Source organism: Arthrobacter sp. NPDC089319, assembly GCF_040684925.1.
Lineage (GTDB): Bacteria > Actinomycetota > Actinomycetes > Actinomycetales > Micrococcaceae > Crystallibacter.
Map to the genome: position 1 here is coordinate 26,269 of NZ_JBFBGZ010000013.1, position 24,655 is coordinate 50,923.

The 24,655-nt window shown below is 67.3% G+C and carries 24 protein-coding genes; 5 read left to right on the plus strand and 19 right to left on the minus strand.

Translation table 11 applies throughout. The annotated features are described in order from the left end of the window. Window positions 1–55: 55 nt before the first annotated feature. The 4 genes from AB0N75_RS16340 to hpaH all read right to left on the minus strand — a co-directional run bounded on the left by AB0N75_RS16340 (window position 56) and on the right by hpaH (window position 3,681). Window positions 56–808, minus strand: coding sequence for an SRPBCC domain-containing protein (locus AB0N75_RS16340; protein ID WP_364652001.1), 753 nt, complete (start codon window positions 806–808; stop codon window positions 56–58). A gap of 49 nt (window positions 809–857) precedes the next feature. Then, window positions 858–1,925, minus strand: coding sequence for an alcohol dehydrogenase catalytic domain-containing protein (locus AB0N75_RS16345; RefSeq protein WP_364652002.1), 1,068 nt, complete (start codon window positions 1,923–1,925; stop codon window positions 858–860). A 167-nt stretch (window positions 1,926–2,092) separates the two neighbouring features. Next, entirely contained in the window at window positions 2,093–2,911 is an 819-nt protein-coding gene (locus AB0N75_RS16350) for an HpcH/HpaI aldolase/citrate lyase family protein (RefSeq protein WP_364652003.1), read from the minus strand. Then, entirely contained in the window at window positions 2,896–3,681 is a 786-nt protein-coding gene (hpaH, locus tag AB0N75_RS16355; RefSeq protein ID WP_127512373.1) for a 2-oxo-hept-4-ene-1,7-dioate hydratase, read from the minus strand. The genes AB0N75_RS16350 and hpaH overlap by 16 nt, the downstream gene beginning before the upstream one ends. 302 nt (window positions 3,682–3,983) lie before the next feature. On the opposite strand from hpaH, the gene AB0N75_RS16360 reads away from it, so the two are divergent. From AB0N75_RS16360 to AB0N75_RS16375, 4 genes are all read left to right on the plus strand, one after another. Beyond that, window positions 3,984–5,273 (plus strand): MFS transporter, encoded by a 1,290-nt coding sequence (locus tag AB0N75_RS16360; RefSeq protein ID WP_364652004.1) that lies wholly within the window; start codon window positions 3,984–3,986, stop codon window positions 5,271–5,273. A 189-nt stretch (window positions 5,274–5,462) separates the two neighbouring features. Then, window positions 5,463–7,151 carry an FAD-dependent oxidoreductase gene (locus tag AB0N75_RS16365; protein ID WP_364652005.1) on the plus strand — a complete coding sequence of 563 codons (1,689 nt, stop codon included), beginning with the start codon at window positions 5,463–5,465 and terminating at the stop codon, window positions 7,149–7,151. Further along, entirely contained in the window at window positions 7,148–8,380 is a 1,233-nt protein-coding gene (locus AB0N75_RS16370; protein ID WP_364652006.1) for a cytochrome P450, read from the plus strand. The genes AB0N75_RS16365 and AB0N75_RS16370 overlap by 4 nt, the downstream gene beginning before the upstream one ends. Window positions 8,381–8,423: 43 nt before the next feature. Then, window positions 8,424–8,894 (plus strand): hypothetical protein, encoded by a 471-nt coding sequence (locus AB0N75_RS16375; protein ID WP_364652007.1) that lies wholly within the window; start codon window positions 8,424–8,426, stop codon window positions 8,892–8,894. A gap of 74 nt (window positions 8,895–8,968) precedes the next feature. On the opposite strand, the gene AB0N75_RS16380 is transcribed toward AB0N75_RS16375, so the two are convergent. The 12 genes from AB0N75_RS16380 to AB0N75_RS16435 all read right to left on the minus strand — a co-directional run bounded on the left by AB0N75_RS16380 (window position 8,969) and on the right by AB0N75_RS16435 (window position 21,906). Continuing rightward, complete coding sequence (locus AB0N75_RS16380; protein WP_364652008.1) at window positions 8,969–9,568, minus strand: protoglobin domain-containing protein; 600 nt, start codon at window positions 9,566–9,568, stop codon at window positions 8,969–8,971. Window positions 9,569–9,649: 81 nt separating this feature from the next. Next, window positions 9,650–11,179 (minus strand): MFS transporter, encoded by a 1,530-nt coding sequence (locus tag AB0N75_RS16385; RefSeq protein WP_364652009.1) that lies wholly within the window; start codon window positions 11,177–11,179, stop codon window positions 9,650–9,652. 13 nt (window positions 11,180–11,192) lie between these two features. Continuing rightward, entirely contained in the window at window positions 11,193–12,419 is a 1,227-nt protein-coding gene (locus AB0N75_RS16390; RefSeq protein WP_364652010.1) for an amidohydrolase, read from the minus strand. 145 nt (window positions 12,420–12,564) lie between these two features. Further along, window positions 12,565–13,221: a maleylpyruvate isomerase family mycothiol-dependent enzyme gene (locus tag AB0N75_RS16395; protein WP_364652011.1), complete on the minus strand. Its 657-nt coding sequence runs from the start codon at window positions 13,219–13,221 to the stop codon at window positions 12,565–12,567. Window positions 13,222–13,411: 190 nt separating this feature from the next. Continuing rightward, window positions 13,412–14,869 (minus strand): benzaldehyde dehydrogenase, encoded by a 1,458-nt coding sequence (locus AB0N75_RS16400; RefSeq protein ID WP_364652012.1) that lies wholly within the window; start codon window positions 14,867–14,869, stop codon window positions 13,412–13,414. Window positions 14,870–14,934: 65 nt separating this feature from the next. After that, window positions 14,935–16,050, minus strand: coding sequence for an NAD(P)-dependent alcohol dehydrogenase (locus tag AB0N75_RS16405; RefSeq protein ID WP_364652013.1), 1,116 nt, complete (start codon window positions 16,048–16,050; stop codon window positions 14,935–14,937). A 140-nt stretch (window positions 16,051–16,190) separates the two neighbouring features. Next, complete coding sequence (locus AB0N75_RS16410) at window positions 16,191–17,273, minus strand: branched-chain amino acid ABC transporter permease (protein ID WP_364652014.1); 1,083 nt, start codon at window positions 17,271–17,273, stop codon at window positions 16,191–16,193. A 2-nt stretch (window positions 17,274–17,275) separates the two neighbouring features. Further along, window positions 17,276–18,142 (minus strand): branched-chain amino acid ABC transporter permease, encoded by an 867-nt coding sequence (locus tag AB0N75_RS16415; protein ID WP_364652015.1) that lies wholly within the window; start codon window positions 18,140–18,142, stop codon window positions 17,276–17,278. A 7-nt stretch (window positions 18,143–18,149) separates the two neighbouring features. Then, window positions 18,150–18,875 carry an ABC transporter ATP-binding protein gene (locus AB0N75_RS16420; RefSeq protein ID WP_364652016.1) on the minus strand — a complete coding sequence of 242 codons (726 nt, stop codon included), beginning with the start codon at window positions 18,873–18,875 and terminating at the stop codon, window positions 18,150–18,152. Then, complete coding sequence (locus AB0N75_RS16425; RefSeq protein ID WP_364652017.1) at window positions 18,872–19,699, minus strand: ABC transporter ATP-binding protein; 828 nt, start codon at window positions 19,697–19,699, stop codon at window positions 18,872–18,874. Before AB0N75_RS16425 ends, AB0N75_RS16420 begins: the two co-directional genes overlap by 4 nt. Next, window positions 19,696–21,003 (minus strand): ABC transporter substrate-binding protein, encoded by a 1,308-nt coding sequence (locus AB0N75_RS16430; protein ID WP_364652018.1) that lies wholly within the window; start codon window positions 21,001–21,003, stop codon window positions 19,696–19,698. The genes AB0N75_RS16425 and AB0N75_RS16430 overlap by 4 nt, the downstream gene beginning before the upstream one ends. 312 nt (window positions 21,004–21,315) lie before the next feature. Beyond that, on the minus strand, window positions 21,316–21,906 hold the full coding sequence (locus AB0N75_RS16435) for a helix-turn-helix transcriptional regulator (RefSeq protein WP_364652019.1): 591 nt from the start codon (window positions 21,904–21,906) through the stop codon (window positions 21,316–21,318). Between the two features lie 42 nt (window positions 21,907–21,948). On the opposite strand from AB0N75_RS16435, the gene AB0N75_RS16440 reads away from it, so the two are divergent. Then, window positions 21,949–22,440, plus strand: coding sequence for a DUF2127 domain-containing protein (locus AB0N75_RS16440; RefSeq protein ID WP_364652020.1), 492 nt, complete (start codon window positions 21,949–21,951; stop codon window positions 22,438–22,440). A 14-nt stretch (window positions 22,441–22,454) separates the two neighbouring features. Here the strand turns inward: AB0N75_RS16440 and AB0N75_RS16445 are convergent, their stop codons facing one another. From AB0N75_RS16445 to AB0N75_RS16455, 3 genes are all read right to left on the minus strand, one after another. Further along, window positions 22,455–23,060: an isochorismatase family cysteine hydrolase gene (locus tag AB0N75_RS16445; protein ID WP_364652021.1), complete on the minus strand. Its 606-nt coding sequence runs from the start codon at window positions 23,058–23,060 to the stop codon at window positions 22,455–22,457. A 119-nt stretch (window positions 23,061–23,179) separates the two neighbouring features. Next, a complete protein-coding gene (locus tag AB0N75_RS16450; RefSeq protein WP_364652022.1) occupies window positions 23,180–24,115 on the minus strand; it encodes a hypothetical protein in 936 nt (311 codons plus the stop codon). A 54-nt stretch (window positions 24,116–24,169) separates the two neighbouring features. After that, window positions 24,170–24,586, minus strand: a complete 417-nt coding sequence (locus AB0N75_RS16455; RefSeq protein WP_364652023.1) for a ChaB family protein — start codon at window positions 24,584–24,586, stop codon at window positions 24,170–24,172. Window positions 24,587–24,655 lie beyond the last annotated feature (69 nt).

Genomic DNA, 24,655 nt, shown 5'->3' on the forward strand with positions numbered 1-24,655 from the left:
GCGGCCAAAAATTTCTGGCTCCTCTTCGGCCGGTGCGGCGGCGCATCAACCCGGCTCAGGTGTACATCAATGAACCGGGGGTGGTCAGCAGCTCGCCGGTTTCCAGCCAGGTCTTCAGTCCGGAGAGGATCATGGGCCAGCCGCCGTACAGCTGGTCATTGGCGCCTTCGCGCAGCTGGTCGTGCGTGACGGTAAGCCGGCAGGAGTCTTCCACCTGCTCGATCTCCCAGGTCACCCGTGAGGTGCCCTCGGCGATCACGTCCTCGCCCCAGAGCGCACGCATGGTCTGCACCAACTTGCGCGGTGGGTCCACTTCCAGGTTCTCGCCTTCGCCCAACGGGGCATCCGCCCTGGGATTGGTCATGGTGTAGCCGGAGCCCGGTGTCCAGTCGGTCTGGACCCGGTTGCCGAAGGAGTACTTGCTCCTGATCTCGCTGTCCGTGATGGCCTCCCAGAGCTTTTCCGGGGTGGTGCGGATGTAGATCTCAAAGATCTTTTCCATCGGATTTTCCAATCGGGATTTGAGGTCGCTGAGTCCAGCGGCCCACGGCTGTGCATACTTGCTCACCCACCGGTCGTGGATGAGCCGGATGGGCACCGGATTGAGGAAGTGGAGTTTCTCCCGGCCGCGGCGGCGGGTCAGAACCAAGTTGGCCGCTTCCAACTGCTTCAGGTGCTTCATGACGCCGAAACGCGTGATGTCGAAGTGCGCTTCGAGCGCGGTGAGGGTCTGCCCGTCCTCGCGGAACAGTTCATCCAGCAGTTCACGCCGGGTGGGATCCGCCAACGCTTTGAACACGGCATCCATGGGATCCATGATAGGTGACCAAACAGTCACATGTCGAGGACTTTTCGGGTCAGGGGTTGGGCTGCAACACGGCCTTGATCAGCGGCCGTCCGGCGGCGTCGGTGCTGCCGTCCGCGGTGAGCCGCAGCGCTTCCACGGCCCGGTCCATCGAATAGGTCGTGATCAGGCGCTCGCCCAACGCCGGCAGGGTGGCAAGGAAAGCAAGGGCCTGCTCGAAATCCTGCCGGGTGGAGATGAAGCTGTGCAGGACGTCAAGATTCTTGCTGGTCCGGACCACCGGCGCGGGGGCGGTACCGGTGGCATACATCGCCACCATGACCAGGCGGCCGTGGGGCCGCAGTTCCTCGACAGCCCGTGCCAGATGAACACCCGCACCGGTCGCTTCGATCCACACATCATAGGTGTCGGGCTGCTGTCCGGTGGTGCTCTCCAAGCCAAGGCTCGCGGCCAATTCGACTCGAGCCGCGTGGCCGGGACCTTCGCGGCCGATCATCGTCACCGCGGCACCGGCGCGCTGTGCCATCAAGCCGGCGAGCAGGCCAATACTGCGGGTGGTCGAAACCGCCACCCGCTCGCCGGGCTGGATCCGGGCCACTGTGGAGACCGCGCGCCAGGCAATGGAAGCAGGCTCGGCGAGCACGGCGGTAGTATCCGGAATTGACTCGGGCACGGGTACCACATTGCGCCACGGGACCAGCGCCCGCGAGGCTGCCTGGCCGTGCTGGGTCAGGCCCAGGCCGGTCCGCCTGGGGCACAGGTGCGGTTGGTCCGCCCGGCATGCCTCACAGTGGCCGCAGCCTACTGTGGAAATCGGCACCACCCGGGTCCCCGGCGCGAGCCATTCCGGAACCAGCAGCCCGGTGCGGACCACCGAGCCGACCGACTCGTGGCCGAGCACCATGCCGAGCGGAACCGTCGCCGCGGCCGGGTCGGCACGGTAGATGATGACGTCCGATCCGCACAGCCCGCAGAGACTGACCCGCACTTCCACCTCGTCTGCCCCTGGTGCGCGGAGCGGGTGGTCCATCAACCCGACACCGCCGGGCTCAGCCGAGGTGCGTGCCAGGGCGGGGTTCATGGCCGCTTTACCGAGCGTACGGCCGCCTGCAGCTGCCACTTTTCACTCTCCTCGACCACGCGCAGATTCGTTGCTCCGATCTTAACTCCGCCGGGGCGGCCTGAACCCCGGCGGCGCGGGACGACGACGACAGCCCGGTACGACGACGGCGGCGCTTCGGTGGGCCGGGAAACCCAACCGAAGCACCGCCGTCGTGATCTGCACGATCAGTAGCTGGCAGGTGTCCCGGCGGCGCCGTCTCCGTCCGCCGGGAGGTACTTGGCGGCCAGGGCCTCGGAACCTCGGGCCAGCAGCGCCACGTCGGCGCCGACGCCCACAAAGTCCGCGCCCCACTCCATGTAGCGGCGGGCCGAGGCCTCGGCGAAGGCGTTGACCCCCACAAACTTGCCGGCCGCCTTGGCCGCCTTCAGCGCCTTCTCCACGCCGGCAACCACCTCGGGGTGCTCCTGCTGTCCGATCACGCCCATCGACGCGGCCAGATCGGACGGGCCGATGAACACGCCGTCCACGCCGTCCACCGCGGCGATCTCGGCCGCGTTCTCCACGGCCTCCGCGGACTCGATCTGCACGATCAGCGTCAGCGTTTCCTCCGCCCGGGTGAGGTAGTCCGGGATCCGGTTCCAGCGGGCCGACCGGGCCAGCGCGGAACCGACGCCGCGCACGCCGGCCGGCGGGTAGCGGGTCGCTGCCACGGCCGCCCGCGCCTGCTCGGCGGTGTGCACCATCGGGATGATCAGCGTCTGCGCGCCCAAGTCCAGGTACTGCTTGATCAGCACGGTGTCGTTGACCGCCGGCCGGACCACCGGGATGCCGGGGTAGCCGCGCACCGCCTGCAGCTGGGCCAGCACGGACTCCAGCCCATTGGGGGAGTGCTCGGCGTCAATGAAGATCCAGTCGAAGCCGGCGCCGGCGCACAGCTCCGCGATCAGGGGCGAGCCGGAGCAGACCCAGATGCCCGCCAGCGGGCGGTCGGCGGCGGCCAGCGCGTCCTTGAAGGACGGATCAGGTTCTACTCGAAACGGCATGTGATGGTTCCCAGCTGTCCGTAGTCGGCGAACACGGTGTCCCCTTCGTGCACCCACATGGGCCGGGTGAAGGAGCCGGCCAAGATAGTCTCGCCGGCCTTGAGGTGGTCGCCGTGCGGGGCGATCTTGTTGGCCAGCCAGTAGACGCCGGCGGCCGGGTGGTTGAGCACGCCGGCGGCCACGCCGGTCTCCTCCACCGTCTGGTTCTTGTACAGGATGGCGGAGATCCAGCGCAGGTCAACGTCCTGCGGCCGGACCGGGTTGCCGCCGATCACCATGGCGCCCATCGCGGCGTTGTCCGAGATGGTGTCCACGATGGTGCGGCCTTCCATCTCGATCCGCGAGTCCAGGATCTCCAGCGCGGGAACCACGTATTCGGTGGCGTTGAGGACGTCGAAGATGGTGGCGTTGGGGCCCTTGACGTCGCGGTTGAGCACAAAGGCCAGTTCAACTTCGATGCGCGGGTGGGTGTACTGGTCCCACTTCACCGTGCAGCCGTTTTCCAGGATCATGTCGTCGAAGATGATCCCGTAGTCCGGTTCGCTGATGCCGGTGGCGTACTGCATGGCCTTGGAGGTCAGCCCGATCTTGCGGCCGGCCAGGGTCCGCCCGGCGGCTTCGCTGCGCTCCCGCCACAGGTTCTGCACCTTGTAGGAGTCCTCAATGGTCATCTCCGGGTAGCGGGCGGTCAGCCGTTGCACCGGCGTCCGGGTCCGTCCCGCCTCCACCAGTTCGTCGGCGATGGACTCGATCGTTGACTGGTCAAGCATGCTTGTGGCACCACTTCCTTGTTTCTCGGGCGGCCGCCTACCTTGCCCGAGAGGGCGTTGCTGCGGTCCCGGCGCCGCAGGGGGAGGGCGCCAGCACCATCTTACGGTGGCGCGTGTCACCCTTTGTAAGTTGGTTACGACGGGAGGGAACAACGACGGCGGTGCCTCCGAGGGCACCGGCCACGGCGGCGGGAACAGCGACTGCACGGCAACCGCCGCCGTGCCGTTCATCTGGCCCGGCTGCCGCGCCGCGCTCCGGCTCCCGCCGGGTGATGGGGGCAACACCCGGCTAGGGTAGGCAGGTGAACTCCTTCCTCCGCAAGCCCTGGACTGGGCGGATCGGTGCGCTGCTGGGCATCCTGACCATGGCGCTGAGCCTGCGCGCAGCGGTCTCCGCGGTGGGTCCGCTGTTGGGTGAACTGGGGCCGGAATTGGGCTTCGACGCGACCACCATCGGTGCGCTGGCCATGCTGCCGCCGCTGGTCTTCGCAGTGGCTGGCCTGTGCACTCCGGCCCTGATCCGCTGGCTCGGGCTGGAAAAGGTGCTGGTGGCGGCCGTGCTGCTGGCGGTTGCCGGACAACTGGGCCGCGCCGCCGTCGACGGGGTCTGGCCCTTCCTGGCCCTCAGCGGGGTGGTGATGGCCGGTTATGGCATCGGCAATGTGGTGCTGCCTCCGCTGGTGCGGAAGTACTTCCCGGATCGCATCGGCGTGGTCACCGCCGGCTACGTGACGCTGTTGGCAGTGGGCACCGCGATGAGCCCACAGTTTTCGGTCCCGTTGGCGGACGCCGCCGGCTGGCGGGTATCGCTAGCGCTCTGGGCCTCGGTCAGCGCCGTGGTGCTCATCCCGTGGGCGGTACAGGCGGCGCGCGACCGGCGGAAGGGCAGGACGTACGACGGCGGTGCCGCGGCTTCGGCGGCTTCCTCGCCTGCGCCCGGAAAGCTGAATCCCTGGCGCTCGCCGGTGGCCTGGGGGCTGGCGATTTTCCTGGCCGGCAACTCCGCGCAGACCTACGTGTACTTCACCTGGTTGCCGCCGTACCTGACCGAGCACGGAGTCGACGCCGCGACGGCCGGTTCGGCCTTGGCCTACTTCGCCATCCTGGGGCTGCCGGTCAGCCTGCTGGTGCCGCTGATTGTGCCGCGGCTGAAGCAGCCGATCACCGCCATCCTGGTCTTCACCGCTTGCTGGATCGGCGGGCATACGGGCCTGCTGCTGTCGCCGGACGCGGGCACCTGGTGGTGGGTGACACTGTCCGGGCTGGGCCAGGGCACCTTCGCCACCGCACTGCTGATGGTCAACCTGCGCTCGCGCACCACGCACGGTTCGGCGGTGCTGTCCGGCTTCAGCCAGGGCATCGGTTACGCCGGCGCCAGCGTGGCCCCGCTCCTGTTCGGGGTGGTGCACGAATCCACCGGTTCGTGGACCGCTTCCTTTGCCATGCTGGGCGCCTGCATCGTGGTGATGCTGGTAGGGGCGGTCATGATCAACGGTCCGCGCCGCATTGAGGACCCGCCGGGAGCCGGCCGCAGGCGCAAGGCTGTGCTCCACCCGGTGGGCGGCACGGATCGACAAGACGCGCGCCGGTAAGGCCCTTCCGCCGCCCCGTCTACGCGGCCTAGACTCGATTCACTTGATCATGAATCACGCTGGGGCCCCCACCCGGGCCCGCCTCGGGGCCTTAAGGCCTGCCGGGACGGGGGCCATCACGGTTCACTCCTGAGGCGCCGGCCGATCAGCGGATCGCGGCCGGAAGCCGGCAAGAGGAAGAAGTGCGGCATGCGGATCGCCGTCGATCTCACTAAATGCCAGGGGTATGCCCAGTGCGCCTTTCTTGCCCCGGACGTCTTCCGCATCCAGGGGGACGAGGCGCTCACCTACGACCCGGATCCGGACGGGGCGCAGCGCACCCGGATCCGGCGGGCCGCCGCCGCGTGTCCGGTCCAGGCCATCACCCTCGAACAGATGGACGGGCCGAACGGATCACAGCATCTGGATACGCGCCCGGGGACGGCTGACCCCGCCGGGGACGGCGACAACACGTTCAAGAAAACAGGACGGATCGTCATCGTTGGTGCCTCCCTGACGGGGCTGCATGCGGCGGAACGGCTGCGCGAGGAAGGCTTCACCGGCTCGCTGACCCTGGTCGGCGAGGAACCCCACGAGCCCTACGACCGGCCGCCGCTGTCCAAACAGTTGCTGGCCGGGACGCTGCGCTCGGCGGATACCTCGCTGCCCCGCCGCCGGGACATCCGCGCCAACTGGCGGCTGGGCGTCGCGGCGACCGGTCTGGACCTGCCGGCGAAGCAAGTCCGGCTCGCCGACGGCAGCCGGATCGAATTCGACAAGTTGTTGATCGCCACAGGCTTGCGTTCGCGCCCCTGGCCGAACCCGGCGGAGGCAGCACTGGACGGTGTGTTGACCTTGCGCACCCGGGAAGACGCCTCGAAACTCCGGCAGATCCTGGCCGAGCGCCCGCGCCGGGTGCTGGTGATCGGCGCGGGATTCATCGGTTGCGAGGTCGCGTCCGTGTGCCGCGAACTCGGCCTGCCGGTCACCGTCGCAGAGGCCGGGCCGGCCCCGCTCGTCGCTGCCCTCGGCGGTACCATCGGCGCCATCGCCGGTGAGCTGCATCTCGAGAAGGGTGTGGACCTGCGCTGCGGCGTCCGGGTCACTTCCCTCGAAGGCGATGCCGGAGGACAGCTGCGCCGGGCCGTGCTCTCCGACGGGACCACGGTCGAGGTCGACGTGGCGGTCGCCGCGCTGGGCTCCGTGCGCAATGTCGAGTGGCTCGCAGATTCCGGGCTGGCCTGCGGCGTGTGGGGCGTTGCCTGCGACGCCGGCTGCCGCGCCTTCGACGCCAACGGGCTGGTCACCGATGACGTCTTCGTCGCCGGGGACATAGCGCGAGCCCCGCAGCCGATGTACGGCTACCAGTTCCTGGCCGTTGAGCATTGGGGCAACGCCATCTCACAGACGGAGGTTGCGGCGCACAATATGGTCAGCCGCGAGACCGACCGCTGGCCGCACCTGGCGGTGCCGCAATTCTGGTCGGTGCAGTTCGGCACCGAAATCAAGAGCGTCGGTGTTCCCTCGGCCGCGGATGAAGTCGCCATCGTCCAGGGATCGGTGGCAGAGCGACGCTTCCTCGCCGTCTACGGCTACAAGGGCCGCATCGTGGCAGCGGTCGCCTTCAACCAGAACAAGTGGCTTGAATTCTACGAACCGCTGATCGAGCAGGCCGCGCCCTTCCCGCCCTCGTTCCACCACGTGGACGAGTCGGCCGATGGACACGCAGTACCGGCCGGTTTCAAGCCGGCGGTCAGCCCCACGCAGGACGCCACCGTGGTGGTGACCGGCCACGACCCCAACGAACGCCGCGCCAGACTGACCAATCCCGCCGCCGGTGACACGCCGTCCCGGAGACCGGCGGAAACCGCCCCGCGATCAAAGGAGCATTCACCATGAACCAAGCAAGCTCCTGGGAGCAGGTCCTCGACTACTCCAATCGGGCCAACCCCTACCCGTTTTACGCTGAACTCCGCAGGTCACCGGTGACGCGGCTACCGGACGGAACCTACCTGGTCAGCACCTACGCCGAGATTGCCTCGCTGCTGCACGATCCGCGGGTGAGTTCCGAGATCAGTCGCAATCCGGCCACCGCCGCCGCGGGCGTCTCCGCGAACGAGGGCGACGGCGCCGACATGACGCCGACGTTCCTGAGCATGGATCCGCCGGATCATGACAAGTTTCGCCGGATGACCATGCGCCACTTCGGGCCGCCCGCGACTCCCGGACGGATCGCCGGGCTGGAGCCCCGGATGAAGGAGATCGTCACCGACCTGATCGACAAGATGGCGGGCCGCAGCAGGATCGACGTCGTCGATGAGCTGGCCTATCCACTGCCGGTCACGGTGATCTGCGAGCTGCTCGGTGTGCCTCCGAGCGACAGGCAGCGCTTCCGGGTCTGGGTGGACGTCGCCCTGCAGTCCACCGATCCCGGCCTCGATCCGGAAACCCAGCAGAAAAAGCGGGCGGAAGCCGGTGCGGAGCTTCGCGCCTTTATGGAGGAGTTGGTCGAGTCCCACCGGAAGTCACCGGGCGAGGACATGCTCTCGGCGATGGCCACCGACGACAGCCCGGAAGGCAGCCTGCCGGCGGAGCAACTGGTGGGCACCGGACTGCTACTGCTCATCGCCGGACACGAAACCACAGTGAACCTCATCGCCAACGGCGCACTGACCTTGCTCCGTCACCCGCACGAGCTTCAGAGGCTGCGGAACGACCCAGACTTGGCCATCCCGATGGTGGAGGAACTGCTCCGCTACGAGCCGCCCGTGCATTTCGTCCCCTTCCGCACCGCGCTCGACAATATCGACATCGGCGGCACGATCATCCCGGCCGGGGCGTCCTTGACGCTGCTCCTGGCCGCCGCCAACCGCGACCCAGCCCACGCCACCGACCCCGACCTCTTCATCCCGGACCGGCCCAATAACGGCCACCTGGGTTTCGGAGGCGGCATCCACCTCTGCTTCGGAGCACCCCTGGCCCGGCTGGAAGCCCAGATCGCCCTCACCGAATTCGCCAGCAGAATCGAGAACCCGCGGCTGGTGGACGACCCGCCTCCATACCGGCCGAGCCCGTTCCTGCGCGGACCGTCCCACCTCGCGGTAGACATTGACGGGATCTCGGGCTAGGCCGACCGGAACGTAGGATGGGGCCGGATAAAGGAGGCCCCTCATGATTCGCTTGCGCCTTGCCGCACGGCTGGTGCTGCCGGCCCTCTGGCTCGGCCTGATCATCGGAATTTCGCTGATCGAGGCACCGCTGAAATTCCAGGCTCCCGGCATCACCATTCCGCTGGGGCTGGGCATCGGCCGGCTGGTTTTCACCGCAATGAACATTGTGGAGCTGGTCCTCGCCGGGCTGCTGCTGCTGTCCCTCATCGGGCAGCGCGTGGATCGCCGGTTCTGGGCGCTGGTGGGTGGCGCCGTCGTCGTGCTCTTGGCCAAGGTGATGGTGATCCGGCCTCTCCTTAACCATCGGACGGACATGGTGCTGGCAGGCACCGACGACGGCGGTTCCGCCCTCCACTACCTCTACATTGCGGCAGACGGCGTCCTGATCGTGCTGCTGGTGCTCATGCTCGTCGCCGCGGCGCGCCGCTGGGTGCCGACGCCGGTTGTCGAAACGGAGCGGCGCCGGCGCTGAACCTCCTGCCAAACTGCCAACGTCGGCCGGGCCGCATCACTAGTCGTAGCCGGCCCCGTCTAAATAACCGCCGGTTACCACTCGCCGTGGAGCGCGTAGGGCCGGGACCACAACGCAATCTGCAGGACCACCGCCTTCAGCCAGGCCTGCATCATCGCGTCCACCTCCTGCGCGGAATCACTGCCACGGGATAGGAAGGGCCGCATGGTGGCCACCACCGGCCCGATCAGCGCGATGAGATACCGCAACGGGACAACCTGGGTGGAGCCGACATGGTCGGTGTTGTTCTTATGCTCGGGGGCGTGGCGCAGGGCGATCTCGTTCTGGTAGTCCAGCCACTCCTGATCGTAGGGTTTGGTGCAGGTGTCCCGGATCCACTGGCCGAACCGCAGGCGAACCGCCCCCAGGTAGTCCTCGATCGGTGGGCCATCCGGCCGGGAAAAGTGGGCCACCAGGTGGGGCTGCCCGGCGATGAAGCGGTACCAGACGTCGAGGACGTCCTCGACCTGATCGTCGAGGATCTCGCCGGCACGGCGCAGCATGGCAGCGTCCTCTTCTCGCAGCATGACAGTCGCTTTGAGGCCTTCGAGCTCGGCCAGCGTGACCGGTGATTGGGATACCGCGCCGTACTCATAGCCCGGAATGCTCGAACCGTCGGATGCATGGACGGACATGGCAGTGCCTCCACTGAAGGGATTGGCGCGGGGCGCCCTGAACGGCCATTAATACTCCGCGGCGCCGGTACGGTCAACGAGTCAGTTGCCGAAGGCCGGTGGAGCGACTTCGTCGGGCCGGGCTTCCTCCTCTTCCTTGCTCCGCTGGGATGGGACCGTGACGATGATCGAGGCGATGGCGACGACGACCATGAACACGTTGAACAGCAGCCCGACGGCCCCGCCGAAGCGCAGCGCCACGTTGTCCTGCCGGCCGAGGAACAGTCCCCAGGACTGGATGATCTCCGGGTTCACCGCCTGGGCGGCCACGTACAGGGCCGCGGAAATCGCGACGCCGATGGCGTTGCCCAGCGAGGACGCCATCTTGTAAATACCGGAGGCCGCGCCGACCTGGGAATCCGGGACGTTGGACAGCGCCGCATCGGTGGACGGGGTGGCGTAGAAGCCCAGGCCCACGCCGAAGAGCGTGAAGCCGATGAACGTGAGCACGATGTACTGGCCAATGAGCAGGAAGGTAGTGGAGCACAGCAGGATGCCGACGCCGGTGATCATGCTGCCCCACAGCATCGGTTTCTTCGGACCGAACCGCTGCAGCAGTTTCTCGCCGACGCGGATGGTGGCCAGGATGGCGATCAGATAGCCGAGCGTCAGGAGGCCCGACTGCAGCGAATTCATCCCGGCGGCCACCTGGACCAGACCCAGCGAGACGATCAGGGTGCCCGCAGCGCCGTTGAGCAGGAAGTTGGACAACGTTGCGCCAGTGAAGGTGCCGTTGCTGAAGAGCTTCAGGTCCACGAAGGCGAAGCTGCGGTGGCTCTCGATCTGTAGGAAGAGCAAGCCGAACACTACGAACGCGGCCACCAGGCCCAAGCCGGTCCAGCTGAACCAGCCGATGGCCGGGCCCTGCGAAATGTAGATGTTGATGGCCACCAGCATGATGATGAAGCAAGCCAGGCCGGACCAGTCGAAGTGGCGCTCGCCGGCGTTGGGATCGGCCGGGGCTCGCGATTCCGGGGTGCCGCGGAGCAGGAACAGCGCCAGCACGGACAACACGATCGAAATCCAGAAGATGGACCGCCAGCCGAGGAAGGAGGAGGCCATCAAGCCGCCGAACAGCGCGCAGAATCCGGATCCGCCCCAGGAACCAATGGACCAAAACGACAGTGCGCGTTGCCGGTCCTTACCCTCGTAGTAGCTCTTAATCAGCGCCATGGTGGAGGGCATGATGCACGCCGCGGACAAGCCTTGGATGGCACGGCCGCCCAGCAGCATGGCCGTGGTCAGCCCGCCGAGGTTTTCCGGCGTCAGGGCGATCAGCAGCGAGCCCAGGATGCTCAGGTAGATGCCGATGTACATGATCTTTGCCCGGCCGATCCGGTCGGCGAGTCCTCCGGCGACGACGATGAAGATGCCGGAAAACAGCGACGTGATCGAGACGGCCAGGTTGGCCAGTGTCTGTTCGACGCCGAGCTGGTCCTTGATGCCGGGGATGACGTTGAGCAGCGTCTGGGCGAAGAGCCAGAAGTTAATGACGGCCAGGACGATGCCCAGCAGCCACTTGTCGGTTGGTTTCCATTCGGTCCGAGTGGGGACCGATGTTGACGAGGTCATGGGGAACAACCCCTTACGGTGCCAGGTACGCCAGCGAAGCCACTACCTGCGCCTGAGTGGCGACGGAGAGGGTCGGGTCGATGGCGGGAGCGAAGAATGGTGAATGATTTGCCGGAATGTCTGCCGAGACAGTGCCGTTCTCCACGGCTTTCCGGTACTTGTCGGCCGGGACGGAGCCGACCGTCCAGTAGGTGTACGGAGCGCCGAGGGCGTCCGGAATGCGGCTAAAGTCTTCGGAGGCCGTGACTGGTTCGGCGTGGAAGACCCGGTCGCCACCGAAATGCTCGATGAACGCTGCGGTGACCTTCTGGGTGGTTTCGGCGTCGTTGCTGGTCAGCGGGAACTGGTCGTAGTACTTGAATTCAGGGTCGCGGGGCGATCCGGCGGCCGCGCACTCGCCCCGGACAATCCGTTCGATCGATGCCATGATCCGTTCCCGCAGCGCCACATCGTAGGTGCGCAGGTTCAGCAGCAGCTCCGCGCGATCCGGAATGATGTTGGACTTGGTGCCCGCGTTGGAGGCACCGACTGTCACCACCGCGAACTCGCCCGGCTTGGTCTCGCGGGAGACGATGGTCTGCAGCCGCAGCACAATCGACGCGGCCAGCACCACCGGGTCCACGGCGTTGTGCGGCATCGAGCCGTGCGCACCGCGACCGTGGACCGTGACCTTCAGCGAGTCGCCGGCCGAGAGGATCGGCCCCGCCGTGGTTCCGATCGTGCCTGCTTCGAAAGGCATCACGTGCTGGGCGAGGACGACGTCGGGCTTGGGCAGTTTGGCGGCCAGACCGTCATCGACCATCGCCTGCGCCCCGGCGGCAATCTCTTCGCCGGGCTGGAAGAGCGCCACGTACGTGCCCGCCCACCCGTCCCGGTGCGTGGCCATCAGCTTGGCAGCTCCGAGCAAGGAGACGATGTGCAGGTCATGGCCGCAGGCGTGCATGACCCCGCCGGTTTCGGAGGCGTAGTCCAGCCCGGTGGCCTCAGCAATCGGCAGCGCATCCGTATCCGCCCTGGCCAGCACTGTGCGGCCCGATCCGTTGTCCAAGACGCCGACGACTCCGGTGCCGCCGATCCGCTGGACCTGATAGCCGAAGCCGGTCAGCTCCTGTTCGATCCGGTCGGCCGTGCGGTGTTCTTCCATGCTGAGCTCGGGGGCCCGGTGCAGTTCCTTGTACAGGTCCCGTTGCCAGTCCAGCCCTTGCTCCAGGGACGTAAAAACGTCATCCGTGATCGCCATAGTGCGCCCTTCTCCTCCGCCGGCACGGGAAGCGCGGGCACGCGGCTCCCGGAGGCGCGGTTTCCCTTAACGTAGACCCGGGCTTGCCTGCATACAACGACGCCGGTGCCTCGGTGGGGCATTGGCGGCTCATCGGCCGCGCGACTCAGGGTTTCGTCGATGTGCCCGCCGCAGCATCGGCGAGACGGTCAGCACCGCTTCCCTTAAGCCGCTCCCGGTCCACCGGTCGCCCGGAGACTGCGAGCAGCAAATCGATGGAATCAGCTTCGACCTCGTCCCCCTGCCCCCAAACCGCTCCGGTCTTCCGGTCGACCAGTCGAAGGCCTGCCGCACGCTCGCGTCCTCCTCCGAAGGATACTGGGGTGCGCAGTTGGTAAGCCAAGCCCTGCGAAACCGCACTTTCGGGGTAGCTTCCGGCAATGCCCAGCGGCCTGCGGATGTCCTCTCCGTGCACGATCGCCTCGACCAGACGCGTTGCGAGGTGCGCAGGCGGTGTTCGCGTGAGGCTCGCAGCGTCCGTCAGAGCCGCGATCGTGTCTCGAGGATCCGGCCGCTTCTCCCGGGCGATGCCGTTCTCGTTCGCGCGATCGAAGTCCAGGCGCGCCTTGACGAGGTCAAGGATGAAAGAGGACCTGCTGGTCCGGGCAGTGTCAACAAGATGGGCAAGGACATCGTGGATATCCCATCCCGGGCAAAGAGACGGGAGGCGCCACTGTTCCTCCCGCAGCCCGGAGAGATCTGTGGCGAGCCGACGCCTCTCGGAGTGGACGACCTGCCAGATCGCTGCCGCGGCCACGCGCATACCGGCTCCTACTCGGGTCAGCTGCTTTTCCGGAAACGACTACTGGCCGGAACTCTACGGCATTCGTCGGACCGGAAGTACGACGACGGCACCCGGGTTCCGGCAGTGGGAACGCGGGTGCCGTCGGCTGAGTGAGTCGCGCGACGCCGCCGTCAGCCGGCCGCACCGTCGTCGTTATAAGCAGTGTTGCTTAGAACGGGTACTGCGCGATGTCCGGGCGGACGGTGAGCCACTGGGTTTCGGTGAAGGATTCCATGTTGGCCTGGTGGCCGCCGATCCGGGAGCCGTTGCCGGAGTTCTTGGTGCCGCCGAACGGGGAGTTGGCTTCGTCGGAGACGGTTTGTTCGTTGATGTGGACCTTGCCGGAGTCCACCTTGTCGGCCACCTGCATGGCCAGTCCCACGTCGCCGAGGATGGACAGGGAGAGTCCGTACTCGTTGGCGTTGGCCAGGTCGACTGCTTCGTCGATGGTGGAGAACTTGATCACCGGGGCGACCGGGCCGAAGATCTCGTCCTTCCACGCGGTGTTCTCCGGGTCGAGGTCGGCGAGCACGGTGGGGGAGTAGAACGGGCCCTCGTTCGTGCCGCCGGCAGCCAGCCGGGCACCGGTGGCGACCGCGTCCTGCACGATCGAGTCGATGCGCTTGAGCTGGTTCTCGTCGATGATCGGTCCGAGCGCCACGGTGCCGGTCTTCGGGTCGCCGACGGGCAGGTTCTTGGCCTTCTCGGCGAGGGCGGCGACGTAGTCCTCGTAGATGTCTTCGTGGACGATGTGCCGGCCGGTGGTCATGCAGATCTGGCCCTGGTGCATGAACGAGCCGAACGCGGCGGCGGAGGCGGCCTTGGCCAGGTCGGCGCCGGGCAGCACGATCATGGCGTTGTTTCCGCCCAGTTCCAGGTGCGCGCGCTTGAGGTGGCGGGCGGCGGATTCGCCGATCTTCCGGCCGGCGGCGGTGGAGCCGGTGAAGGAGATGACCCGGACCTCGGGGGCCTCGACCACGGCGGCGCCGATGTCCGCGCCGCCGGGCAGCAGGGAGAGCAGTCCGGCGGGCAGGCCGGCTTCTTCGAAGATGCGCATCAGGGTAACGCCGCCGCAGACGGCGGTGCGGGGGTCGGGCTTGAGCAGCACCGCGTTGCCCAGTGCCAGCGCCGGGGCGACGGCGCGGATGGAGAGGATCAGCGGGAAGTTGAACGGCGCAATCACGGACACGACGCCGACCGGGCGGCGGCGGGCGAACGACCAGCGGTCCTCGTTGGAGGTCAGCACGTCGCCGGCCGGCAGCGAGGGCAGCGCGGCGGCTTCGTAGCATTCGTTGGCAGCGATGTGGGTTTCCAGTCCGGCCTTGGGGCCGATGCCGCCGGATTCGCGGACGATCCAGGACTGGATTTCCTCCGCGTGTTCTTCCCAGAGCATGCCGGCGCGGCGCAGCACCGCGGCGCGTTCTTCGGGTTTGCGGGCGGCCCATTCCTTCTGCGCGGCGGCGGCAACGGCCGCTGCCTCGTGCACGTCCTCGACCGAGGCCACGCCGTAGGTGCCCAGGGTGTCGCCGGTGGCAGGTTCCACGGATGCAGCGGTGCCGGCACCGCCGTCGCGCCAGCCGTTGAGGTAGATCTTGCCCTCCCACAGGGAGGCATCAAGCAGGGACATGTCCCGTCCTTTCAATCATGGGTAGTTATGTTCCGGCCGCAACGAAGCGGCCCGGGGTCTGGGTATTAGCCGGCGTTCTTCAGCACGGCCTTGATGGTGCTGCCGGAGGTGGAGTCGGCCACGGCCGTGTCGATCTGGTCGAAGTCGTAGTACTTCACCAGCTTGTCGAACGGGAACCGGCCGGCCTTGTACAGTGCGATCAGACCGGGGATCAGCTGCGCGGAAGTGCTGGAGCCGCCCAGTGTGCCGATGATGCGCTTGCCCCAGAGCGTGCGTAGGTGGTCCACCGAGAACCGCGCCTCGGCGGGCGCACCGCCGATCAGGATCAGCGTTCCGAGCATGCCCACCGCCTCTGCGGCTTCCTCCAGCACCTTGATGTTGCCGGTGCACTCCAGCACGTAGTCGGCGGGGCCGCCGCAAATGCGCTGGATCTCTTCCAGTGCATTGGTCTGGCGGGAGTTGATGGTGTGCGTGGCGCCGAGTTCGCGGGCCAGTTCCAGCCGCGAATCGTGCAGGTCGATGGCGATGATGGTGGCCGCCGGCGTGTTCTTCGCGGCCATGATGGCGGCCAGGCCCACCGCGCCGGCACCGTAGACCACCAGCGACTGGCCTGGCTCCGGCTTGGCCGTGTTGAAGACCGCGCCCGCCCCGGTGGTGATGCCGCAGGCCAGCGGTCCCACCAGCTCCAGCGGAATGTCCTGATCCACCTTTACCAGCGACGTGGCCAGCGCCAGCGAATAGTCCGCGAAGGAGGACTGCCCGAAGAAGTGGCCGGACATCTTGCTGCCGTCGGCCCGGGTGTAGGCGGACGCCCCCGCATCCGGACCCTTGAACCGGGTGCCGCTGACCAGCGCCTCGCCCAGCCGCAGGCAGTATCGGTGTTCGCCGCGCAGGCAGTTCTTGCACTCGCCACAGTACGGCCAGCCCATGATCACGTGGTCGCCTACGGCAACGTTGGTCACGCCGGCGCCGATGGCCTCCACCACGCCGGAGCCTTCATGGCCCAGCACGCCGGGCAGCGGCAGCGGCATATCGCCGGCCTGGGTGATCAGGTCCGTGTGGCACAGCCCGACGGCGGCAACCTTCACCAGCACCTCGCCCGGCCCGGGCGCGTCCAGCTCCAGCTGCTCGGGCACGAACGAGGCGTTCTTCTCCTCGACTACCAGCGCATTGATCTTCATGTCCTGCTCCTAGCCCTGCGGAAGTTTGTTGATATGTCAATCAGTAGTCCAACGGACGACGGCGGCGCAAGCCCTCCGGCGTGGCGTCACCGCGGGTGGCGTCCCAAGTGCCGGCAGTGTCCGCTGGACGCGTTCCCTGTTTACCGCAGGGTTGGCTGCGTGGTCCATGGTTGGTTGAGGCGGTAGCCGACGGGGAAGAGCTGGATGCCGGTTTTGTTGGTGATGGTGCCCCAGAGGCCGCGGGGGAGCCAGATGGCTCCGGCGATGCCGATGGCGCCGAGGATGATCATGTACCAGGAGCCGTAGCCGGCGAGCAGCTGCTGCAGGGCGTAGAAGACGATGGCTCCGAGCAAGGGGCCTTCGAGGTAGCCGATGCCGCCGATGATGACGATGAAGATCATGTAGGCAGACCATTGGACGGAGAAGATGGCGTTGGGCTGGACGCTGAGCGAGTCGATGATCAGGATGCCGCCGGCGGCGCCGCAGCCGGCGGCGGAGACCAGATATACCAGGCGTTTGGACCAGGTGACGTCCACGCCGTTGGCGCGGGCGGCGGTTTCGTCGTCGCGCACGGCGGTCAGTGCCAGGCCGGTGCGGCCGCGCATCAGCAGGTAGCAGCCCAGGATGGTCAGGGCGGCCAGGGCCAGCGCGGCCCAGTACGTCAGCGCGCCGCGCAGCACCGGGTCCATCCCGGTCAGGCCGGGCAGGGACATGCCGCTTGGCCCGCCCAGGCTGTCGAAGCGGATGATGATCAGCCGGTAGACCTCGGCGATGACCCAGGTGCCGACGGCGAAGTAGTCGCCGCGCAGGCGGAAGGCCAGCCAGGAGGTGGGAATGGCGAACACCGCGCACGTCAGGGCCGCCAGCGGCAGCGCGACGAACGGATTCATGCCCAAGTTGGCGAAGGCCAGCACGGTGTAGGCACCGACGCCGACGAAGGCCTGCTGGCCCACGGAGACCATGCCGCCGAAGCCGGCGAGCAGGTTCCACATGCTGGCCATGATCAGCAGCACGAAGAAGGTGACCATGGAGCTGGTGGTGCCGGCGAACGCGATGTAGGGCAGCGCCGCGAGCACGATGACGGCCAGGGCCAGCAGGCCGGCGCTGGCCTTGGAGGCGCGTCCGGCGCGGGTGACCAGGGCGCCTGCGAAAGAAGGGGATCCAGTGGCGGCGGCCGGGGCCGGCGTCGTGCTTTGTTTGGTGGGTTGCGGGGTGTGTGCCATGGTCACACCGTCCTTTGCGGGATCAGGCCCTGCGGGCGGAAGGCGAGCACGGCCAGGAAGACCAGATGTCCGGCCAGGATGGTGAAGGACGGGTCCAGGTGCGCGGCGAAGGCCTGGGTCAGGCCGAGGACGACGCCGCCGGCCAGGGTTCCCCAGAGCGAGCCGAGGCCGCCGATGACCACTGCCTCGAACGCGAAGATCAGCTGGGTGGGTCCGATCGACGGATCGAAGGAGGACCGCGCACCGGACATGATGCCGGCCAGCGCCACCGTGCCGAACGCGATGGCGGTGGCGATCGCATACAGGTGTTTGGAGTTGGCGCCCACCAGCGAGGCGGTGTCGGCGTCGTCGGAGACCGCGCGCATCATCTTTCCCGTCCTGGTGCGGGAGAGGAAAAGTTGCACGCCCACGATCACCACGACGGCCAGGACCAGCGTGAGCAGGCCCAGATAGGAGATGGAGAGCTGGTTGTTGAGGTGGAAGGCTCCGGTGTTCAGGGCGCCCATGTCGATGGTGCGGGTGTCGGCGGAGAAGCCTTCCAGCAACCCGTTCTGGATCACGATCGACAGGCCGAACGTCACCAGCAGGGCGGAGAGCGGGCCGGCCTTGAGGCTGCGGCTGAACAGGCTGCGGTGGATGCCGTAGCCGATCACGGCGAAGAGTGGCAGGGTGACCAGCACGACCAGCCAGAGCGGGAACATGGTGCCGCCGAGCAGCACCAGGACCAGATAGCCGGCGATCACGGCCAGGTCGCCGTGGGCCAGGTTCACCATGCGCATCACGCCGAACATGATGGACAGGCCGGCGGCGAACAGGGCGTAGAGGCCGCCGAGCATCAGCCCCTGCACCAGGGTATTGAGCAGATCCATGGGGTAGTCAGTGTCCTTCCGGGCCGCCGGCGTGGGCCAAACCGAAGTAGGCCTGTTCCACCTGGGCGGGGGTGAGATCGTGCGGGTTGCCGGTGAGCACGGTGCGGCCTTCGAGCAGGCAATGCACCAGGTCGGCGGCGGCCAGGGCCTGGGAGACGTCTTGTTCGACCAGCAGCACGGCGGTGCCGCGTTCGACGATGCGCGGCAGCAGCGCGTACATCTGCTTGACCACGGCCGGGGCCAGGCCGAGGGAGAGCTCGTCGATCAGCAGGACCTTAGGGTTGGCGACCAGGGCCCGGCCGATCGCGACGGCCTGTTGCTGGCCGCCGGAGAGCGAGGCGGCGTTCTGCCGGGCGCGTTCGCGCATCCACGCGAACAGTTCCATCACCGCGTCCACGTTCCACGGCCCGGTGGCCGCGCGGTAGGCGCCGGTTTCCAGGTTTTCCTGCACGCTCAGCGACTTGAACAGCCGGCGGCCCTCGGGCACCAGTGAAATGCCCTGAGCCACGCGGCGGTGCGCGGGAAGCCCGGTAATGTCCTTGCCGTCCAGCCGGATGGTGCCGGCGGTGGGCAGGTGCGAGCCGGCGATGGCGCGCATCAGGGTGGACTTGCCGGCACCGTTGGCGCCGATCACCGCGACCGTGGCACCGGGTTCCACCGACAGGCTGAAACCGCGCACGGCATGCAGCTGGCCGTGATGGACGTCCAGGTTCTCAACTTCCAGCAGCGTCATCGCGCCGCCTCCTCTCCGGGTGCGGCAGGCAGGGATTGCGACGCCGGCGCTCCGCCTTCCGCTGGGCTGCCGGCCGCATCCTCGTCCGGGATGGTGACGGCCTCGGGGCCGGAACCGAAGTACAGTTCCAGCACCTGCGGATCGGCCAGCACAGTGGCGGGATCGCCGTCGGCAATGAAACGGCCGCCGGCCAGGCAAAGCAGCCGGTCCACGGATTTCACCAGGGCGTGGACCACGTGTTCGATCCAGACCACGGCGACGCCGCGGGCCTTGACCCGGCCGATCAGTTCGACCAGTTCGAGCACTTCGGGCTCGGTCAGCCCGCCGGCGACTTCGTCCAGCAGCAGCAGCTTGGGGCCGGTGGCGAGGCCGCGGGCCACCTCCAGCCGCTTGCGCTGCAGCAGCGACAAGGAGCCGGCGCGCTGGTTCGCCGCGCCGGCCAGGCCGCATTCGGCCAGCACTTCGGCGGCCTGCTGCTGCGCGGTGCGCCCGTGCAGCCCGGCGCCCTGGGCGGCGGAGACGAGCACGTTCTCGAAGACGGACATCCCCTCGAAGGGCCGCGGCACCTGGTAGGTGCGGCCGATGCCCGCCCGGCAGCGCTGGTGCGCCGGGCGGGAGGTGACATCCTCGCCGTCGAAGGCGACCCGGCCGGCGTCGGGCTTCAGGTCGCCGGAAACCATCGCGAACAGCGATGACTTCCCGGCGCCGTTGGGCCCGACGATGCCGACGGCCTCGCCTTCGGCGACGGTGAGGTCAAGCGCTTCGGCCACCACTACCTGGCCGAAGCGCTTGTCCAGTCCGGACAGTTGGAGCAAAGGACTCACGCGTTGGTCGCCTCGAGATCGCCGCCGACCGGGACGTCCGGGTTGGGCGTGTTGTCCACAATGGTGATGTCCCAGTCGAACTTGGTGCCCTTGCGCCACTGGCCGCCCACCGGGTGCTGGACTGCAATGCCCGGCTCCGGTCCCTTGGTGAAGTCCAGCGGACCGGACATGCCCACGGTGTTCATGTTGCGCAGCTTGTCGGCCACGTCGTCGCGGTCCTTGGGGTCGCTGGCCTGTTTGAAACCTTCAACCGCCAGTTCGAACAGCGAGTAGACCGAGCCCAGGGCCTGGGTCCACTGGTTGCCGGTCTCTTCGGCGAAGCCGTCGGCCAGCTGCTGCGCGGTGGTGCCGTCCAGCGAGGACTGGTAGGGGTGGTACGGGCTCCACCAGATGTCAGTGGCGATGTTGTTGGACAGCTTGCCCAGCGCCTCGGCCTCGGACGGAAACAGCATCACCTTGGCCACCGTGGCCAGCTTCGGCCGGTAGTCCTGCTGCGCGGCCTGCTTCCAGAAGGTCTGGAAGTCCGGCGGGATCGGGGTGCAGGTGAACAGCTCGGCGTTTTCGCCCTTGAACTTGGCAATCTGAGAGCTGTAATCGCTGGCGCCGTTCTGGAAGGCACCGCCGTCGATCATCTTGAAGCCCTGCGCTTCGGCCAGCGGGGTGAGGCCCTTGCGGAAGGCATTGGCGTCCGTGTCGTCCGGCCACAGCGCCGCAACATTCTGGTTCGCCACGTCCATGCGCTTCCACATCGGGGTGAAGCAGTCAGCGAATTCCTGCATGCCGAAGAAGAACAGGGTGGTGTACTTGAAGCCCTCGCCGGCGACGCCGCTACGGCCGTGGAACCAAGCCTCCCATGGCGCAATGGTGGTGATGTTCGGGACGCCTGACGCTTCACACTGGTCGGCCACCGGGTTGGTGGTGTCCGGGGTGCCGGAACCGACCACGATGTCCACCTGGTCCTGGGTGATCAGTTCCTTGGTCACGGCGGTGGCGCGGGTGGAGTTGGACTGGGTGTCCTTGACGATGATTTCGATCTGCCGGGTGGAGCCGCCGGCGGAGAATCCCTTCGCCAGCGCCTGCTGGACCTGCTTGACCACGTAGTTGTCCGCGCTGGCGAAGCTGGCCAGCGGCCCGGTCTGCGGGCTCACAAAGCCGATCTTGAGTACATCGCTGGTGCTGCCGGCTGAACCCTTCAGGCCACCGCAGGCGGTGAGCGTGGAAGCGCCGCCGATCGCGGCAGCGCTCAGGCCGAGGACCTTGAGCAGCTGGCGGCGGTCCATGCCGCCGACGATCGTTTTGGACATACGTGTCTCCTTTGACGCACAAGAATGTGAACGGGGTGGGCGCCGGAACACGAACCCGGCGTAACCGCCGAATGAACAACCAACATTACTGAATGAACACTGACCACACCAAGATATGGTGCACATCACCGCAGGTCAAATGGTCTGGATCACATTCGCGTCACGATGCGGAGGCGCCGTCGACCGTTCGGTGTCCGGCGGGGCTGGTATCCCCGTTCCGCGGAGAGGGATGCTGGACCTTCTTCGGTGAATGTGGCGCCCGCTGAACAACCGGGCTAGCCGGCCGCTGTTCGAGGCGCTCCGCTAGCCGGCTCAGCCGTTTTCGGGTGCCGGAACTTCTTTCAGCGCCGTGGTTCGCGGGAAGGTGTGCACGATCCACAGGGTGCAGTCGCCGCCCTCGGCCTGCCAGCGGTGCGACTGGTCGGCGAGGTAGGTGACGTAGGTGCCGGCGTGGACCAGGACCTCCTGCCCGAGCGGTCCCAACCGGATGGAACCGGTCCGGATGAATACATGTTCGCGCGTGCCCGGACCGTGGGAGACGGAGAGCTGTACCTTCCCGTGGTGGAACGTCTTGGCATGGATTTCCACAGTTCCGGCACCGACCAGTTGCCGTCGCAGCACATGGCCGACGGCGGCTTCATCGGTGATTTCCTCGCCTTCGCCGTCCAGCATGATCTCGACGGCGGGGGCCTGCGGCGGCGACAGCAGTTCGGTGACGTGGATGTCGAACGTCTGCGCGATTGCCTGCAGCGTCTCGATGTTTGCGTTCGTTTGGGCCCGTTCCACTTTGAACAGGGTCCCCTTGGCCACGCCTGACTTTTCGCCCAGCTGGGACAGCGACATCCCATGGACATCGCGCAACCGGCGGACGTTGGCAGCCAGATGCTCCAAAAGCTCACTCATGGAAACATTCTGCACTACGCATGAAAGCTGTACATTCGGAACGTGGGCCTGTGGAGGGGCGAGTCCAAGGACTGGTGGGATTGGCTGTTCATCGCCGGAGTGATCCTCAAGGGACTGGACGGAGCAATCGAAATCATCGGCGGCTTGCTGCTGCTGGTGGCCGATCCAGCGCAGATCCACGGCCTTGTCCTGCGGCTGACCCAGCCCGAACTCGCTGAAGACCCGCAAGACTTCATCGCCTCGCATCTGCTGCACGCATCGGGCAGCTTGACCGGCAGCGCCGTGGCGTATGCGGCCGTCTACCTGCTGGTGCACGGGGCGGTGAAGGTTGTGCTGGTGACGGCCGTGTTGATGAACAAGCTCTGGGCGTATCCGTGGATGATCGCGGTCCTGGTGGCGTTCATCGCGTACCAGTTGTACCAGTTCGCGGTCTCGCCCACGCCGGGCCTGGTTGCGCTGACCGTCTTCGACGCACTGGTGGTGGTGCTGACCTGGCACGAATACCGCCGGCAGCGGGAACGCCGCTTCGCCTGACCGGTGACGGCGGGCTACGCCGTGGTGCCGATTTCCCGTTCCATGTCCGCCGTGCTCAGCACCCGGCCGAAGAACGTGCCGACGGCGTCCAGCGTGGCGGCTTGGGCTGCCTCGGACCGGCCGCCGGTGGCGTCCGACAGGAACGCTACTTTGTAGTCATTCATGTAGGCGCTTCGGGCGGTGGACTCGCAGCAGACTTCGGTCAGTGTGCCGGCGATGATCACCGTATCCACGGTGTTGAGCCCGCGGATGGTGGCCAGCACGCTCTTGAGCGGGGTGTTGTGGAACGCGTCGTAGCGGTGCTTGTCCAGTACGTAGTCCTCGGCTTCGGGCTTCAGTTCCTCGACCACTTCCACGCCGGTGGTTCCGCGGCGCATGCCCACCGTCTGCAGCCGCTGGTTGTAGGTGGTCTCCAGCGGCGACACATCGAACGAGTCCAGCAGCACGTGCCGGGTGTAGATCACCGGGATGCCGGCCTGCCGGCAGGCGGCGACGGCGGTCACCATCTCGGGCAGCCGCCTGCGTGCCATCGGCACCTCCATCGGCGCGCCCTCCAACACAAAATCGTTCTGCATATCGATCACCAGCAGCGCGGACCTGGCCGCATCAATACTCCACATGGTGCCCCCTGATGAGGTTCTGGCCGGCGCGCGGCAGCTGACTGGACTTGAGACCTAGGGTACATGGCCCCGCACGGGCAACCGGCAGCCGGCAGCGCCGGCGGGCGGTGACGGGTGGGCTACGCCTGCTCTTCCAGCTCCCGTTGTGCGGCGGCGGCAGCTTTCCGCGTCCGGTCGGCGGTTCTGGCCGCAGACACCAGATCTTCTTCGGCCGCTTCGATCTTTCGGTCGGTGGCGGCGACCTCGCGCTTCAGCTCTTCGATGCGCTGTTTCAGTTCGGTGAGTTCGCCGGCGAGGGCATCGCGGCGGTTCTGCAGTTGGTCCAGCTTGTCCAGGACCTTCTGTTCCTTCGCTTCGGCGTCCTCTTTGCGCTGCTCGGCTTTCTCCACCTCGGCCCGGGCCAGCCGGCGCCGCCGCTCCGCCTCCTCGGCTTCCTGTTTGGCGGCCCGGTCGGCCCTGGCAGTCCGGCGTTCGGCGAGCTCGTCCCGCCCCGGAGCCTTGGGGCTGCGGCGGGTCGGGGCAGCGGACGCCGGCGCCGGCGATCCGACGGCTTCCGGCACGGCCACGATGCCGTCCAGGTCCACCGGGTCCAAACCGGTCGAGGAGAACGACTCGGTGAGCAGTCCGCTGGCCAGCGCAGCTCCCGCCGCAGGGTCGGACATTGCGGCACGCAGTGTCTGCTCCACTTCGGTGACGACGGCCGAGCTGACCGGATGACCCAGTTCGTCGGCCAACTGCCGGCCGCTCAACGCCATGGCGGACAGCAGCCCGCGGCGCTGATCGCCCAGTGTCCGCATCTGATCCGGATCCAGTTCCTGCTGCGCCTGGCTCATCGCCGCGCCCAACTCGATGACCCCGTCAATCTCGTCGTGGCGGTGGCGTGCCATCATGTTGAGCAGCCATGCCGCCGCCGTCGGTTTCGGCAGGCTGCGCAGCCGGGCGGCCAAGGCCTTGTCTCCGTCCTGAGCGGCTTCCTTGGCCTTCGCATTCCGGGCGGCGGTGAAGTCGCCGGGCAACAGCGCATACAACTCCCGCGCCGCGCTCTCCAGGTCCATGCGCCTAGCCTAATCGGGCCTGTCCCCGACGACTCCTAGGCACGGCGCAGCCGCCTACCGGGACTTCCGAGTCTCCCGGTCGTTGGCCTTGCGCAGCGCCTCGACCAGCTCGGACTTGTCCATCTTGGACCGGCCGGGAACGTCAAGCTTCTTCGCCAGGTCGTAGAGGTGCTCCTTGGAGGCGTTCGCATCCACGCCGCCCTTGGTCTCCCGCGAGGTGCCCTTGCCGCCCTTGGCCTGCTGGTCCGAGGGGCCGTATTCATCCTTCGGCTCCCAATGGTCGCCGACTTTTTCGTGCGAGTGCTTGAGCGCGCTGTAGGCCACGCGGTGCGCGCGTTCCTCGTCGCCGTACGTTTCGGCGGCCGAATCATGGGCCTCCGCGAACGTCTCCTGCGCCTTCTTACCCGAACGCTGCAGCGTGCTCGGCAGCTCGCTCTGCTTCGGCTTCCCGCTCTTGGTCGTCTTCGGCATCCGGACCACGTCCCTTCACCAGAGATTGTTTCCGTTTCCACTTCCAACGTGGCACAGTTCCCCGGCTCT